14 protein-coding genes are annotated in these 14,803 nt (G+C 55.8%); 7 read left to right on the top strand and 7 right to left on the bottom strand.

Annotated features, from left to right (window positions below; genetic code table 11):
• Nucleotides 1–36: 36 nt before the first annotated feature.
• Together GGR95_RS10495 and GGR95_RS10490 are read right to left on the bottom strand one after the other, a co-directional pair.
• A complete protein-coding gene (locus GGR95_RS10495) occupies nucleotides 37–675 on the bottom strand; it encodes a DsbA family oxidoreductase (protein ID WP_184565585.1) in 639 nt (212 codons plus the stop codon).
• Nucleotides 672–2,177 carry a class I adenylate-forming enzyme family protein gene (locus GGR95_RS10490; RefSeq protein WP_184565583.1) on the bottom strand — a complete coding sequence of 502 codons (1,506 nt, stop codon included), beginning with the start codon at nucleotides 2,175–2,177 and terminating at the stop codon, nucleotides 672–674. Before GGR95_RS10490 ends, GGR95_RS10495 begins: the two co-directional genes overlap by 4 nt.
• Before the next feature lie 65 nt (nucleotides 2,178–2,242).
• Between GGR95_RS10490 and GGR95_RS10485 the strand changes: the two genes are divergently transcribed.
• A complete protein-coding gene (locus GGR95_RS10485) occupies nucleotides 2,243–2,866 on the top strand; it encodes a helix-turn-helix domain-containing protein (protein WP_184565581.1) in 624 nt (207 codons plus the stop codon).
• Between the two features lie 7 nt (nucleotides 2,867–2,873).
• On the opposite strand, the gene GGR95_RS10480 is transcribed toward GGR95_RS10485, so the two are convergent.
• Complete coding sequence (locus tag GGR95_RS10480) at nucleotides 2,874–4,694, bottom strand: extracellular solute-binding protein (protein ID WP_425506391.1); 1,821 nt, start codon at nucleotides 4,692–4,694, stop codon at nucleotides 2,874–2,876.
• A gap of 348 nt (nucleotides 4,695–5,042) precedes the next feature.
• On the opposite strand from GGR95_RS10480, the gene GGR95_RS10475 reads away from it, so the two are divergent.
• Both GGR95_RS10475 and GGR95_RS10470 read left to right on the top strand, forming a co-directional pair.
• Nucleotides 5,043–5,828, top strand: coding sequence for a 3-hydroxybutyrate dehydrogenase (locus GGR95_RS10475; RefSeq protein WP_184565579.1), 786 nt, complete (start codon nucleotides 5,043–5,045; stop codon nucleotides 5,826–5,828).
• A gap of 27 nt (nucleotides 5,829–5,855) precedes the next feature.
• Nucleotides 5,856–6,890, top strand: coding sequence for a patatin-like phospholipase family protein (locus GGR95_RS10470; RefSeq protein WP_184565577.1), 1,035 nt, complete (start codon nucleotides 5,856–5,858; stop codon nucleotides 6,888–6,890).
• Here GGR95_RS10470 and GGR95_RS10465 read toward each other — a convergent pair.
• From GGR95_RS10465 to GGR95_RS10450, 4 genes are all read right to left on the bottom strand, one after another.
• On the bottom strand, nucleotides 6,887–7,627 hold the full coding sequence (locus GGR95_RS10465; protein ID WP_184565575.1) for a DUF502 domain-containing protein: 741 nt from the start codon (nucleotides 7,625–7,627) through the stop codon (nucleotides 6,887–6,889). The two genes, GGR95_RS10470 and GGR95_RS10465, sit on opposite strands and share 4 nt — an antisense overlap.
• An 87-nt stretch (nucleotides 7,628–7,714) precedes the next feature.
• Nucleotides 7,715–8,626 carry a pseudouridine-5'-phosphate glycosidase gene (locus GGR95_RS10460; protein WP_184565573.1) on the bottom strand — a complete coding sequence of 304 codons (912 nt, stop codon included), beginning with the start codon at nucleotides 8,624–8,626 and terminating at the stop codon, nucleotides 7,715–7,717.
• Nucleotides 8,623–9,507 carry a PfkB family carbohydrate kinase gene (locus GGR95_RS10455; protein WP_184565571.1) on the bottom strand — a complete coding sequence of 295 codons (885 nt, stop codon included), beginning with the start codon at nucleotides 9,505–9,507 and terminating at the stop codon, nucleotides 8,623–8,625. The genes GGR95_RS10460 and GGR95_RS10455 overlap by 4 nt, the downstream gene beginning before the upstream one ends.
• A 167-nt stretch (nucleotides 9,508–9,674) precedes the next feature.
• Entirely contained in the window at nucleotides 9,675–10,298 is a 624-nt protein-coding gene (locus GGR95_RS10450) for a thiamine phosphate synthase (protein WP_184565569.1), read from the bottom strand.
• A gap of 132 nt (nucleotides 10,299–10,430) precedes the next feature.
• Between GGR95_RS10450 and GGR95_RS10445 the strand changes: the two genes are divergently transcribed.
• From GGR95_RS10445 to GGR95_RS10430, 4 genes are all read left to right on the top strand, one after another.
• Nucleotides 10,431–11,177 carry an RNA methyltransferase gene (locus GGR95_RS10445; protein ID WP_184565567.1) on the top strand — a complete coding sequence of 249 codons (747 nt, stop codon included), beginning with the start codon at nucleotides 10,431–10,433 and terminating at the stop codon, nucleotides 11,175–11,177.
• A gap of 55 nt (nucleotides 11,178–11,232) precedes the next feature.
• Nucleotides 11,233–12,384, top strand: coding sequence for a heme A synthase (gene ctaA / locus GGR95_RS10440; RefSeq protein WP_184565565.1), 1,152 nt, complete (start codon nucleotides 11,233–11,235; stop codon nucleotides 12,382–12,384).
• Nucleotides 12,381–13,856 (top strand): carboxypeptidase M32, encoded by a 1,476-nt coding sequence (locus GGR95_RS10435; protein WP_184565563.1) that lies wholly within the window; start codon nucleotides 12,381–12,383, stop codon nucleotides 13,854–13,856. The genes ctaA and GGR95_RS10435 overlap by 4 nt, the downstream gene beginning before the upstream one ends.
• Before the next feature lie 237 nt (nucleotides 13,857–14,093).
• Nucleotides 14,094–14,714 carry a YdeI/OmpD-associated family protein gene (locus tag GGR95_RS10430; protein ID WP_184565561.1) on the top strand — a complete coding sequence of 207 codons (621 nt, stop codon included), beginning with the start codon at nucleotides 14,094–14,096 and terminating at the stop codon, nucleotides 14,712–14,714.
• Nucleotides 14,715–14,803: the final 89 nt, after the last annotated feature.

Raw genomic sequence — 14,803 nt, 5'->3', positions numbered from 1 at the left:
ATCCATATCGCTTTACGCGGCGGAATTGCAACAGGTCTAAGCGCCTGTAATCTCTGCAATCACTTTCGCCCACAGCTCTGGCGGTTGTGCGCCCGGAACAGCGTGGCGACCGCCGATGATAAAGGTCGGAACCGAGTTGATCCCCATCTTGCGGCTATGCGCGTCACGGTCTTGGATGTCTTGCATGTCCGATTCCGTTGCCAACAGCCGCGTCACAACAGAGGCGTCCATTTCGATGCTATCGGCGATGTCGGCCAAGACGTCAGCCGCGCCAATGTCACGGGTATCCACAAAATATGCTTTGAACAGCGCCGAAACAGCCGCTGTTTGACGGCCCTCGATCCCTGCCCAATGGATCAGCCGGTGCGCGTTCAGCGTGTTAGGGGTGCGTTGCATGCCCTCAAAATTGATCTTGAGACCTGCCTTTTCGGCACTTTCCACAACGGGCGCATAGGCTTTCACTGCACCCTCCTTGCCGCCAAATTTGCCTTCCAGATAGGCACGGCGGTCCATGCCCTCGGCGGGCATGTCGGGGTTCAGTTGGAAGGGATGCCATTCGATTTCAAACGGGTGATCAGGATGCGCTGTCAGGGCGCGGTCCAGATGTGCCTTGCCGATATAGCACCAAGGGCAAATCGGATCGGACATGATATCAAGCTTGATTGTTTCGGTCATCTGGTGGCCTCGAATTGCTGGCGCAGCGCACGGCGCAGGAGCTTGCCGTTTGCGCCCATGGGAAGGGCCGGCAAATGGATATAGACGCGCGGTTGTTTGTAGCGCGCCAGATTGGCTTCGGCATAGCTGCGCAAGGCGGCTTCGTCTAGGGGCGTGGCGGATGTATAAAAGGCGGCAATGCCTGTGACGTCTTGTTTCAACGTGACTTCGGCAGCGCCTACAGCGGTGATCCCGTCAAACTTGGCCAGACAGCTCTCCACCTCAACAGGCGAGACACGAAACCCACCTGCGTTCATCATATCGTCATTGCGCCCCAGATAGGTGATTTGGAAATCAGCATCCATGCTGCCTTGGTCGCCTGTGAGAAACCACTCGCCTTGCATTTTCGCAGCCGTCTCGTCTGGGGCGTCCAGATACCCCAACATCAGGCCAGCGTCGCTGTTATGTACTGCAATCGTGCCCTCGCGGCCCAACGGCACAGGCCCGTCAGGCCCCAACAGCGCAATTTTACGGCCTTTTTGCGGGCGGCCCAAGATCGTGGGGCCAACAGGCTGTGCGGGCGCAGCGGAGATGAAGGTCGAGCATTCTGACATGCCATAGGCCTCATACACTGAGGTCCCCGTTGTCGCTTCCCAACGGGCGCGCACAGCAGGGGGCAGCTTTTCTCCCGCGCTCAGGCCATGGCGCAGGCTGGGCATTTCCGCCACCTTTGGCTGATTGAGGAGCTGTCGGTAAACCCCAGGTGCGGCGGCGAATATCGTTGCCTCATGTTGCTCAATCAAGCCCGGCAGTTCAGTGGCGGGGGTGCCAGCGGCAGGGATCAAGGCCGTCGCCCCCATGGTCCAAGGGTCCATCAGGCCCGTGCCCAATGTATAGGTCCAGTTGAACGCGCCTGCATGTAGCACGCGGTCATCACGGGTTAGACCATACCAACCGTCAAACATCATCTGCCGCGCCCATATGGCACGGTGCGCATGAACGACGGCACGGGGGCTGCCCGATGTGCCAGAGGTATAGATGATATACCCCGCACGGTCAGGATCGCCCATGTGGAAGTCAGCCGCAGGCAAGCCTCGCATGGCGCGCAAACGCCCCAATGGCACAATGCGCGCATCAGGCGGGCAATCGACATCGGGATCACGCAAGATGAGCACGGGATCAATCGTTGCAATGATCGGCGCGACTTCGCGTTCCGTCAACGCCGAGGCCGTGGGCACAGGCACCAACCCGGCAGCCAACGCGCCCAGATAGGCCAGCGGGAAATCAACGGTATTCCCCAAACGCATTAGCACACGGTCACCCGCTACAGCACCCGATTGCAACAAGCCTGTGGCCGTTCCCAAAACAGCGGCACGCAGATCATCATAGGTGAGGTCCTGCTCCCCCAGCGCCCGCAACGCGATTTTGTCAGGTGTCAGCGCACCACGGGCCAACACATGTGCGGCCATGTTAAACGGAGCGGGACAAGCGGGCGGTGGACCAAAGTCAAAAAGAGATGTCATAGAACTTGGCTACCGTGCAGGCGGGCGCGTTGCAAGGTCCTCGGCGACAGCCTATAGGAGTGTTTATGAATGACGATGCTGCAAAATCCATGATCCAGATTGCCCGCGAAGACGGCGCTGCCCATACGGTGCCGCCTGTTGATTTGGGCGTGCGCGTGCGCGAGTTACGCAAGGCGCGCGGTTGGACGTTGGAGCAGGCGGCTTCTCAGGCAGGGCTTGCCCGTTCGACCCTGTCTAAAATTGAAAACGCGCAGATGTCACCGACATATGATGCGTTAAAAAAACTGGCTGTCGGGCTGGAAATTTCCGTACCGCAGCTGTTTACGCCACCTGCATCGGGCCAGATCAATGGCCGGATGGCCATGACCAAGTCGGGCGAGGGCGCGGCCCAAGCCACGGCCACTTATGAACATGAATTGCTGGCCGACACGCTGCGTAAAAAGAACATGCTGCCTTACCGTGCGCGTATTCGTGCGCGCCAGATGGAAGAATTTGACGGCTGGGTGCGCCATGACGGCGAGGAATTCCTCTTTGTCCTGACGGGGGTGATTAAACTGTTCACCGAATTCTACGAACCGATCGAGATGCGGCGCGGCGATAGCGCCTATTACGATGCCTCTATGGGGCATAACGTGATTTCCGTCTCCGACGAGGACGCGACCATTCTTTGGGTCACGTCACTCGTTTAACCTTTGATCAAGGGGCGTCTTCCCACCACCAGACTTCGGGCATCCACTGCGATCCGTCGCCGTAAATCGGAATCGTGTCAGGGAATTTCATTTCGCTGCGGTGCGCAATGCGGCCTTCAGTGTAAGACCAGAAGGGGATCACATAGCGTCCAGCCGTCAAAACGCGGTCCAGCGCACGTGTCGCCGCCACAAAATCAGCGCTGTCGCGGGCGTTTAACATTTCCTCAATCATCGCATCAATGACCAGATTGCTGGCCCCCATAAGGTTGCTCGATCCGGGTTGGTTAGCGGCTTCAGAGCCCCAGTAGAACTTTTGTTCATTGCCAGGGCTAAGCGAAAGAGCACGCCTGAATGTGGTAATGTCGAAATCAAAGTTCCCTGTGCGGGAAAAATATTGGGCATCATCCACGGTTTCGATGGTGGCTTTGATACCCAACCGCTCAAGTCCACGCAGATATAGGTCAGCGATGGCGATGTCTTCTGTGCTGCCTTTGGCGATCAGAATATTAAACGTCACAGGCGTGCCATCGCCACGGCGCAGGATGCCTTCTTGGACTATGTAACCTGCGGCCTCGAACTGCGCCATCGCGGCATGGATGCCGGCACGGTTACGGGCCGATCCATCGGCGACGGGCAGGGCATAGCCCTCCAATGCGCCGACAGGCAATGTATCTTGATAAGGCAGAAGAAATTCTGCGACACGGCCACTGGCGGCCCCTTCAACCATCCCCAAAATCGAGTTCGAGAAATACGAGGTGATCCGAGGCTGGGAATTTCCTGTCAACGTGTCGTTGATATATTCAAAATTGAACGCTTTGATCAGAGCATCACGAACACGCCAATCGTCAAAGGGCGCGCGGCGGGTGTTCATCACAAACCCGGTCATGCCAGAGGGTTTACTATGGGGGATCACCGATTTTACGATATCGCCACGGGTGATCGCAGGGAAATCATATTGCGTGTTCCAACTTTCCGCATTGAATTCACGCACAGCAGAAATCTCGCCCGCTTTGAACCCTTCAAACAAAACCTTCCCGTCACCGTAAAAGTCCAGATCAATGGTGTCATAGTTATGCGTGCCCTTGCGAAAGGCCAAATCCGCGCCCCAATAGTCGGGATTGCGTGTCAGGGTGACGTAGCGACTGGTTTCATAGGCGGTGACTGTATAAGGGCCAGACCCCAACGGGATTTCCTGCACGCTTGCGTCTTTAAAGTTGCGGCCTTCCCATTGGGCTTTGGAAATGATGGGTCGTAATCCAGCCAGCAGCGCCAATTCACGGTTTTCATCGTTGAAGGTGATCCGCACTTTGCGCGGGCCAGTCTGTTCAATGCTTTCAATCTGGTTATAGAGGCTCAGATACCGCGGATGTCCTTGCGTGCCGAGCAGTTCAAAACTGAAAATCACATCCTCGATGGTGAGGGGGCTGCCATCAGAAAACTTCGTGCCTTTGCGCAAAGTGAACTCAACCCAACTGCGTGCCTCATCTGTTTCAACGGTTTCGGCCAAAAGACCATAGAGCGTGAAGGGTTCATCCCAAGAACGGCCCATGAGCGTTTCATGGGTGAAAAACGGCAATTGCCACGGCGACGTGCCTTTGAGCGTGAAGGGATTGAGGCTGTCAAAGCCGCCCGTATTGCCCAAAGTGATTGCGCCACCTTTGGGCGCATCAGGGTTTACATAGGGCAGGTTGCTAAAATCAGCAGGCAGTGCTGGCACGCCATACATTGAAATTGCGTGCTGCGGTTCCGCATGCGCACCGATTCCCCCAAGAATCAGTGAAGAAGCGGCCACAAACTCCCGCAGCTTTGGGAATAAATCTAAAGCCATTTTCGAAACAATCCTGCTCTGCCCTTTTTTTTATTACTTAAACCTCTATCTGGCTCTGTCGGCAGGCGCAAACTTTTAGCTTGGCGTTTGAGCAGTAATTCCCTATAAAGGTCTCACTGCTCGATAGGTTTCTTGCCTGTATGAAACCTGCCTCAATAACTTGACGCCCGCCTTGCGCGGGCGTTTTTTTTTACCCTATACACTTACAATACAAATTGCGGCGGTGTTTGGCCTGTGGGGGGCGGGGAAAAGCACGACTGTTTGAACCTTGCCGCGGCTTCGTGCATTTTCAATTACATCATCCAGCGCCATAAACACGCTGAACCCATAATTTTCAGGAATATTCCCATGGCCCTTATCTATGATCTCTCTGGTAAAACCGCCGTCATCACCGGCTCCAACTCTGGCATCGGTCTGGGGATTGCACAGCAGCTTGCAAAGGCGGGTGCAAATGTGGTGCTGAACTCTTTCACTAATAATGACGAAGATCACGCGCTTGCCGAAGAGATCGCAAAAGCCTCGGGCGTGAAGGCCCGTTATATTCAGGCGGATATGTCCAAAGGGGATGAATGCCGCCAGCTAATCGAAGACGCAGGCGTTTGTGATATCCTGATCAACAATGCGGGCATCCAACACGTTGCCCCGATCCCTGATTTCCCCGCTGCGAAATGGGACGCGATCATCGCGATCAACCTCAGCTCGGCGTTTCACACAACGGCTGTGGCTCTGCCGATGATGCGCAAGGCGGGCTGGGGCAGGGTGATCAACATTGCTTCGGCCCATGGTTTGACAGCATCCCCCTATAAGTCAGCCTATATTGCTGCGAAACACGGCATTGTTGGTCTGACCAAAACAACCGCATTGGAAACAGCAGAAGAGCCGATCACCGCAAATGCGATTTGTCCCGGCTATGTGCTGACGCCATTGGTCGAAAGCCAGATCCCTGATACGATGAAAGAATACGACATGAGCCGTGAAGACGTGATTAAGAACGTCATGCTTAAACGCCAGCCCAGCAAAGAATTTGCCACGGTTGAACAGATGGGCGGCACGGCTGCCTTCTTGTGTTCAACAGCGGGTGATCAGATCACTGGCACGACAATCAGTGTCGATGGCGGCTGGACGGCACTTTGATACGACACACCCAAAGGGCGAGATGAAATGACGAAGACCAAGAAAATCAATCTCGCCCTTCAGGGCGGCGGCGCACATGGGGCTTTTACATGGGGCGTGCTGGACAGGTTGCTAGAGGAAGAAGACCTTGAGATTTCCGGCATGTCCGGCACTTCTGCGGGGGCATTGAACGGGGCTGCGTTGAAATCCGGTATGATCACCGGGGGCCGTCAAGGTGCCCGTGACAATCTGGATTGGCTCTGGATGCAGGTGGCGGGGGTTAAAGACCTGCGCATGTCCGATTGGATGGCGCCCTTTGGCCTTGAAGTTTTAGGTCAGCAACTGGCCAACAGCCTGCCTTATACAATCGGGTCTGCAATGATGCAGGTCATGTCCCCCTACAGCTATGGACCGTTCTACAAAAACCCGCTGAAAGATATCGTAGCCAAGTTCGATTATGAGCACATCTCGGACACTGACAAACCGATGTTCTACGTCGGGGCGACACGTGTCAGGAATGGCAAAATCAGGATTTTCGAAGGCGATGAAATTGGCCCGGATGCGCTGATGGCCTCGGCCTGCCTGCCCACCATGTTTCAAGCGGTCGAGATTTTTGACAAAACGACGGATCGCATGGAAGCCTTTTGGGATGGCGGATACACGGGTAACCCCGCATTGTTCCCGTTGTTTAATCCAGCACTGCCGGATGACATTGTGATCATCAACATCAACCCACTTGAGCGCGATGATATCCCCACCACGCCCCAAGACATCCAAAACCGCGTCAACGAAATCAGCTTTAACTCGAGCTTGTTGCGCGAATTGCGTGCGATTGAATTTGTGCAGCGGCTGATTGAGAAAGGGAATGTCGCATCGGACCAGATGAGCCGGGTGCGTATTCACATGATCGCAGATGATAATCTGATGGCGCAACTGTCTGCTGTCACCAAAGCAGTGCCAAATGCTACGATCATTTCCCGCCTCAAAGACGCAGGCCGCGCCGCAGGCGAGACGTTTTTACAAGGCGATGTGGACAACATCGGCAAACGCAGCAGCATCGATTTACCTGCAATGTTCAGTTAATCGCGGTCCCGTAAATCTGCAATCGGCGGTGTGCCGTCTTCCAGCGCTTTGGCGTTAGGATAGACAAGCCCCGCCGAAATCACCAGTTTGGCGGAATCTTCGACTGTCATTTCCAATTCGATCACGTCTTGTTTCGGCAAAAACAGCAAAAACCCCGAGGTCGGATTGGGGGTGGTTGGTAAAAACACCGACAGCATTTCACTGCTTGCATCTGATTTTGAAGCAATTTCACCTTTGGCTTGGGTGGAAATAAAGCCAATGGCCCAGATACCTTTGCGAGGGTATTGGATCAGACACGCCTTCTCAAAGCTGCTTTCGCTTTGGGCAAAGATCGTTTCAGAAATTTGTTTCAGCCCGGAATAGATGGAGCGCACAACCGGTGTCCTCTCGACCAGACTTTCGGCAAAGCGAATGAACGACCGTCCGATGATGCCTTTGGCCGCAAACCCCACAAATATGGTGAACAACAAGAAAATCACCACGCCAATACCGCGCACGTTGATTTGCAGCGTCGGATCAAGACCCAGCAAATCCTGTATCAGGCGGTCAGGGTGGTATTTCACAGGAACAAGCGGCAGAACAAAGCCGTCGATCCAGCCAATCACGCTCCAGATCAGCCAGATGGTGAGGCCCACAGGGGCGATCACAACAAGGCCTGTCAGGAAGTTCCCGCGGATACGCGAAAGTAAGCCGCGTTTGGGCGGTGAAATTGGATCGGGATCAAAAGGCTTGTTCATGCTTTTAAGTGCGTCCGTTGGTGGCGTGTATATATCTTACAAATATGTATACACGCCCACAGTAACAATGACCCTACAGGGTGGAATTTAGGCCAAGCTGCGCAATTGCAGGGCAATTTCCGACGCCAGACGCGCATTATTACGCACCAGCGCGATATTGGCCTCCAGTGACTTGCCCTCGGTCAGCTCAAAAATGCGTTGTAGCAGATAAGGTGTGACGCCTTTGCCGCTGATGCCTGCTTGGTTGGCATCGGCCTGTGCGGTGGCAATGATCGGGGCCATTTGTGTGGTCGGGATTTCAGCGCTCTCTGGGATCGGGTTTGCAATCAACTGACCACCAGGCAGCCCCATTGCACCGCGCATTTTATGGGCTTTGGCGATCTGTTCGGCGCTATCCATACGCAGGGGCGACTTCAGTTTTGAACCGCGTGACCAGAAGGCCGGAAAAGCGTCCTGACCATAGGTAATCACTGGAACCCCTTGGGTTTCCAGCACTTCCAACGTTTTATCCACGTCCAAAATTGCCTTTGCGCCCGCTGCAACGACGGTCACAGCCGTCTGCGCCAGCTCCATCAGGTCAGCAGAGATGTCAAAGCTGTCTTCCGCGCCTTTATGCACGCCGCCAATGCCGCCGGTCGCGAATACTTCAATTCCAGCCAATTGCGCCGCGATCATTGTCGCCGCAACTGTGGTGGCGCCAGTGCCACCTGTGGCGATGCAAGCGGCCATATCTGCACGGCTCAGCTTTGCGACACCTTTGGCTTGGCCCAGCGCGGCCAGTTGATCGTCTTCCAGACCGATGTGCAGCGTTCCATCAATCACCGCGATTGTGGCAGGCACGGCGCCAGCTTCGCGGATGTCTGCCTCAACCTGACGGGCGACTTCGACGTTTTGCGGATAGGGCATGCCGTGGGTAATGATTGTGCTTTCGAGCGCCACAATGGCAGCGCCTGTGTCACGGGCGGCGGCAACTTCGGCGGAATAGGTCAGTGGGATCATATTTTGGTTTCTCCAGAAACATAGAGGGCAGCAGCAGATAGCGCGGCATCAAGGGCGGCGTCGGGTAACAACCCGCGCAATTCGGCCGCTATATGGGCGGCCATAAAGGTATCGCCAGCGCCGGTGACGCGCGTCACAGATACAGGCGGTGGTGTTTGGGTAACAACAGTATCGGGGCTGGCCACAGTGGCGGGGTTGCCGCCATCAGTGACAACGGCCCGCGCTGCGCCGCGTGCCAACAGTCCGGCGGCGGCAGTGGTTGAATTGTCAAATTCGCATTGGCACAGCAGCCCTGCCTCTTCGAGGTTCACATAAAGCGTGCCACGTTTAGCTTGCAAAAACGGACTCAGCCGCAGCGCCTTGCCGGGGGAGGCAGGGGCGACCCGTAGATCGGCTTCGGCCAACAGCGGGCTTCGCGCAATTTCAGACAACAGGTCCAACGTCAGGTTGCCATCCAACGCCACAGCACCCGTATAGGGAAACGGCAAGGCGCTATCCCATAGCGGCTGCAAAATCTTGTCTCCTGCAGCCTCTAGGGAATGGGCATCCGCGATGGCGGCGATTAGACCGTTTGTGGCCTCAACAGCCATATATTGATCCGTCGGCAGATCATCAGAGCGATAAATCAGATGCGTCATCAAACCGCGGGCGGCACAGGCTTCAATCAATGCATCGCCCTGAACATCACGGCCAACCGCGCTTAGCAAAGCAGGGTTTAAACCAAAGCGGCGCAGGGCCATGGCGATGTTCATTGCAACGCCACCGGGCAGGCGGGTGATCCGGCCCGGCATATCGCCGCCTTGACGCATGGGGTTATCGCAGCGGCCAATCACGTCCCAAAGGACGGAACCGATGCATAGGATGTCTGGTGTATCATTCATATCTGCGGTTGTGACCCGATGCGCGCCGCCGTGCAAGCGGGTTTCGAATTATTGGCTTTGCCTCGGTGTCGGGCTGGGACACCTGACGGTGATCTCTATCGCTTTTGTGCTGATCGAGATCTTTTGAGTGAGGAAGCGGACGCTGCTATAAGCGTCCGCCAAATAGGTCAGCCAATTGCGGACCAAAGTGTGGTGAGGGCAGCAACAGGATCGTCTTCGCCCCAAATCTCGTCACCGATACCGAAGAAATCAGTCATCGGGGCCAGTTTGGCGATCATCGCTGCGTCCAACTGGCCTTCGGCCACACAAGGCACTTCGATCACTTCAGACCACCACTTGAACATGTCTGCTTCGGCGATTTCGCCGTCATTCAGGGCTGTTTGCTGAACAGGGCCAAAGGCGACGTAATCCGCACCAGCTTCGCCTGCGCTCATCCCGTCATGGCGCGATCCGGCGCAAAAGCTGCCGACAATCGCATCAGCGCCCAGTGTTTTGCGCGCATGGCGCACGGAACGCGCTGCATCCGACAGATGCACGCCGTCCAACCCAAGGCGCTCTGCCAGCAATGTGTGATCCGCGATTACCAGCGCAACTTCGCGTGCATCTGTGACCACACGCAGCGTATCGGCCGCACGAGACAACTTGTCCTCATCCTTGGTGGACAGCGCAAGGCGCACGCAGGCAGTTGCGTGGACATCCAGAACCGCGGCAAGCGTATCGGCAAAGCTGGCAATCTCCAGCTCGGGTGGGGTGATAAGGTATAGCTGTGGGTGGTCTGGTGCTTTTGTCATGGGTCCGGTCCTTTGGTGCTTGCTGGTGTGATTACCCCAAACCGCAAGCGGATGGAAACTGTAATCCATATGCAGTGGTAATATTGCTAAACCTCATATTGGCAAGGGCAGGGGCGCAGGGTATGAGGCCCTATGAGTGTTACACCCCCAACCGCCCCGAGCTTTGTCCTTGTCCGCCCCCAGATGGGCGAAAACATCGGCGCTGCCGCCCGTGCGATGCTGAATTTCGGCCTGGAGCACATGCGCATTGTCGCGCCGCGTGACGGCTGGCCCAACCCTGCGGCTGTTGCTATGGCCTCTGGTGCGGGGCGGGTTCTGGATGCTGCTCGTGTGTCCCCTGACTTGCCCGATGCGTTGGCGGATTGCAGCTTTGTCTTTGCTACAACCGCCCGTGACCGTGACCTGACAAAACCCGTCTATACCCCCGAAGCTGCGATGGAACTGGCCGCGCAAAAGATCGCAGCGGGCCAGCGTGTGGCGGTGTTGTTCGGGCCAGAGCGTGCGGGGCTGGAGAATGACGACATCAGCCGCGCCAATGCGATTGTATCCGTGCCTGTTAATCCTGAATTTGCCTCGCTTAATCTGGCGCAATGTGTCCTGTTGATGGGCTATGAGTGGATGCGCCAGCAAGGCAACTTCACTCCTGTAGTGCAAGAGATGGCTGGCACCGACTGGGCGCAGCATTCCGAGATTGAGCATCTGGCTAAACATTACGAAGAGCGGATGGAAGACGCGGGTTTCTTCTATCCCGAGCATAAAGCTGCCTCGATGAAAACCAATCTGCGCAACATGTGGAGCCGCCTGCCGCTGACCCGTGCGGATGTGCAAATGCTGCATGGCACCTTGCGGCAGATGGTCCGCTGGAAGGAACGCGGCTAGACGCCACAGCCGCAACATATTACCTCATGAGACACCAATTCTACGGAGCGATATCATGGCCACCAAACGCAAGCTGTTCGAAGAAGTAGGCGAGACAACGGCAAAGCCCGTCGCCACCAAAGGCGTGATTGACGCAGGGCGCGGTGGCGCACGTGGTGCCATTCGCATCTGGCTGATGATCCTCTTTGCGCTGGTCTTTGCGATGATCCTTGTGGGCGGAGCCACCCGTTTGACAGATAGCGGCCTGAGCATCACTGAATGGCGGCCCCTGACAGGGTCCATTCCGCCGTTAAATACAGCGGATTGGGAGGCCGAGTTTGCCAAATACCAAGCCATTGACCAATTCCGCCTGCAACATCAGTGGATGACACTGGCTGATTTCAAACAGATTTACTGGTGGGAATGGGGCCATCGCCAATTGGGCCGCGTGATCGGCCTTGTTTGGGCTCTCGGGTTCTTCTGGTTTTTGCTACGCCGCCAAATTCCTACAGGCTGGACGCCACGGTTGCTTCTGCTGGGAGCATTGGGCGGTCTTCAGGGCGTGATTGGCTGGTGGATGGTGTCCTCTGGCATGACTACAGGTACTTCCATCACCACAGTAGCCAGCACCCGACTTGCCACTCATTTGGGGCTGGCATTTATCATCATGGGTTTCATCACATGGTTTGCCCTCAGCCTTGGACGCCCCGAGCGTGACCTGATGCAGGCCCGCCGCGCAAAAGAAACTAAACTGTTCGGCCTTTCGACAGGGTTGCTGCATTTTGCTTTTCTGCAAATCATTATTGGCGCTTTGGTCGCTGGTATTGACGCAGGGCGCACCTATACGGATTGGCCGATGATGGCCGGCACGTTTTTCCCGCCCCAAGCCTTTGTCCTGGAACCGATGCTGCGCAATTTCATTGAAAACCCCGGATTGGTGCAATTCATCCACCGCATGACGGGCTATGCGCTATTTGCCTTTGCCGTGGTGGTTTGGCTGCGGGGGCGCAAATCGGCACATCCTAAAACGCGCACGGCCTTTAATGCTGTGTTTGCTGTGATCCTTGTGCAAGTTGTACTGGGCATCACCACTGTTCTTTATGCGGCAATCCTGCCCATAGCGCTCACGCACCAAGGTGTTGCGGTTCTGTGCTGGGTTCTAATCCTGCGTGCACGCCACTTGTCACAATATCCAATCACCACATCCCTCAGAGGAGCTTCCAAATGACCGCATATGATGACTTAATGGCCTACACTCGTGACACCCAAGCATTAGGGCAGGTGGCAGGCCGCCTTGGCTGGGATCAAGAAACTGTCATGCCGCGCGGTGCTGCGCCGCAGCGGTCCGAGGAAATGGCCGCCATGGAAACCGTGCTGCACGCGCGGCGCATTGATCCGCGTGTGGCGGGGTGGCTGGCTGAAATTGACGATAGCACCTTACCCGCAGTTGCCGCCGCCCAAATGCGCCACATCCGCCGCAGCTATGAGCGGACCAGCAAGGTGCCAGCGGCGCTTGCCACGCGTTTGGCAAAACTGACATCCGCGGCTCAGGGCATTTGGGCTGAAGCCCGCAGCGCTGATGATTTCAAAGCCTTTGCGCCGACATTGGCCGAAGTGATCATGCTGAAACGCGAAGAGGGCCAAGCACTGGCCGCTGGTGGTGACGTCTATGACGCGATGCTGGCAGATTACGAACCGGGAACAACCGCTGCTGATCTGGATGCGATGTTTGGCGCGATGCGGCCTGTGTTATCGGATCTACGCGCCGCTGTGCGTGCCGCACCTGCGCCTGCGCAACTGACTGGCACCTTCGATGAAGGCGCCCAAATGAAGTTGACGCGCCAATTGGCGAAAACATTCGGCTATGACATGGCCCGGGGCCGCGTGGATAAGGCCGTGCATCCGTTTTCTTCGGGCTCGGGTCTTGATGTGCGCATCACCACCCGCACCAACCCTGCCGATCCGTTCAATTGCTTCTACTCCACCATCCATGAGGTCGGCCATGCCACCTATGAGCAGAACATTGATCAGGCCTATCTGTTGACCCCACTGGGCGGCGGCGTGAGCATGGGCGTGCATGAAAGCCAGAGCCGAATCTATGAAAACCAGATTGGCCGCAGCCGCGCCTTTACGGGGTGGTTGTTTGGCCAGATGAAAGACGCCTTTGGCGATTTTGGCATCCAAGATGAAGAGGCATTTTACGGCACTGTAAACCGCGTGAACGCAGGCTATATCCGCACCGAAGCGGATGAACTGCAGTATAACCTACACGTGCTTATGCGCTTTGATCTGGAACGCGCCTTGATGACAGGTGATCTGCAAGTCAGCGATCTGGAGGCCGCATGGAATGACCGCTTTGAGGCTGACTTTGGCTATGCGGTGGACAAGCCGTCAAATGGGGTGTTGCAGGATGTGCATTGGTCGGTTGGGCTGTTCGGTTACTTCCCGACATACAGCCTTGGCAATGTCTATGCAGGCTGCCTGAACGAGGCAATGCGCGCCGCCTTGCCAAATCTGGACGCGGAGCTGGCCAAAGGCGATACTTCCTCGGCCACGACTTGGCTACGTGACAATGTGCAAACCCATGGCGGTTTGTATGAACCGCGCGATGTGATCACCCGCGCCGCTGGTCAAACCCCGACCGAAGCGCCGTTGCTGGCCTATCTAAAAGAGAAATTCAGCGGCATTTACAAGCTTTGAGATGGGGGCGGATGTGGTAGCGCGTATCACATCCGCTTTGCAGTTGGTTGAATGAGATTATACCGCGCGGTTCTATCGTTATCGTTCATTTTCCGCCTTGGTGATCGTTTCCTTCATCGAAAACGCCTAATCGCCATCCCTAGGGTTGGCCTTTTACAGCCACCTTCCAACGTTAGTATTTTTCCGGCCGCACTATTCTATATCTGTTTTTCACCTTGATACAGGGATGGGTAACGTATGATCGTCGAGGTTGAGGACTATTTCACCAAGGGATGCGGGCGCTGTGGCCGCTTTGATACAGAGGCATGTTCAGCAATAATCTGGAACAGTGGTTTGCAAAAGTTGCGCGTCATCTGCCTGTTTTCTGGTCTCGAAGAAACTGTTAAATGGGGCCAAGCCTGCTACATGCATGCGGGTCGCAACATCGCTATATTGGGCGCGTTTCAGGACAAGTTTGTGATCGGATTCTTCAACGCTGCCTTGATGCAAGACCCGCAAGGCGTTTTGGAGAAATCGGGGCCGAACTCTCAAGATGCCAATAGGATCTGTTTTACTGACCACTCGCAGGTGACGAAGATGGAAAAGACGCTCAGCGCTTACATCGACGAGGCGAAGGGATATGCTGAAAAGGGTATATTGCCGCCCAAAAATACTTCCATGCCAGACCTGCCGAATGAACTTGAGGCCGTGCTTGTTGCTGATGTCGAACTTGCAGAGGCATTCCATGCCCTCACGTTGAGCCGCCAACGCAGTTATGTAATTAACCTCAACGGCGCGAAGCAATCTGAGACACGTATCAAGCGCATCTCAAAATTCCGTGAAAAGATCATAGCGGGCAAAGGAGCGATGGAGCGCTGAGCAGGTATTTGCTCGATGCCCCCAAGCGCCGACGTTACCCCAGTTACGAAAAAGGAGCCGCATCGTTATGAAGCGGCTCCCTTTTTTGT

This window comes from Sulfitobacter undariae, from assembly GCF_014196805.1.
GTDB lineage: Bacteria > Pseudomonadota > Alphaproteobacteria > Rhodobacterales > Rhodobacteraceae > Sulfitobacter > Sulfitobacter undariae.
This window is presented reverse-complemented; position numbering and strand designations above follow the sequence as displayed.

Bases quoted from the DNA above. Each gene is read 5' to 3' on its own strand.
- GGR95_RS10495 (WP_184565585.1), bottom strand. From the start codon at position 675: ATGACCGAAACAATCAAGCTTGATATCATGTCCGATCCGATTTGCCCT.
- GGR95_RS10490 (WP_184565583.1), bottom strand. From the start codon at position 2,177: ATGACATCTCTTTTTGACTTTGGTCCACCGCCCGCTTGTCCCGCTCCG.
- GGR95_RS10485 (WP_184565581.1), top strand. From the start codon at position 2,243: ATGAATGACGATGCTGCAAAATCCATGATCCAGATTGCCCGCGAAGAC.
- GGR95_RS10480 (WP_425506391.1), bottom strand. From the start codon at position 4,694: ATGGCTTTAGATTTATTCCCAAAGCTGCGGGAGTTTGTGGCCGCTTCT.
- GGR95_RS10475 (WP_184565579.1), top strand. From the start codon at position 5,043: ATGGCCCTTATCTATGATCTCTCTGGTAAAACCGCCGTCATCACCGGC.
- GGR95_RS10470 (WP_184565577.1), top strand. From the start codon at position 5,856: ATGACGAAGACCAAGAAAATCAATCTCGCCCTTCAGGGCGGCGGCGCA.
- GGR95_RS10465 (WP_184565575.1), bottom strand. From the start codon at position 7,627: ATGAACAAGCCTTTTGATCCCGATCCAATTTCACCGCCCAAACGCGGC.
- GGR95_RS10460 (WP_184565573.1), bottom strand. From the start codon at position 8,626: ATGATCCCACTGACCTATTCCGCCGAAGTTGCCGCCGCCCGTGACACA.
- GGR95_RS10455 (WP_184565571.1), bottom strand. From the start codon at position 9,507: ATGAATGATACACCAGACATCCTATGCATCGGTTCCGTCCTTTGGGAC.
- GGR95_RS10450 (WP_184565569.1), bottom strand. From the start codon at position 10,298: ATGACAAAAGCACCAGACCACCCACAGCTATACCTTATCACCCCACCC.
- GGR95_RS10445 (WP_184565567.1), top strand. From the start codon at position 10,431: ATGAGTGTTACACCCCCAACCGCCCCGAGCTTTGTCCTTGTCCGCCCC.
- ctaA (WP_184565565.1), top strand. From the start codon at position 11,233: ATGGCCACCAAACGCAAGCTGTTCGAAGAAGTAGGCGAGACAACGGCA.
- GGR95_RS10435 (WP_184565563.1), top strand. From the start codon at position 12,381: ATGACCGCATATGATGACTTAATGGCCTACACTCGTGACACCCAAGCA.
- GGR95_RS10430 (WP_184565561.1), top strand. From the start codon at position 14,094: ATGATCGTCGAGGTTGAGGACTATTTCACCAAGGGATGCGGGCGCTGT.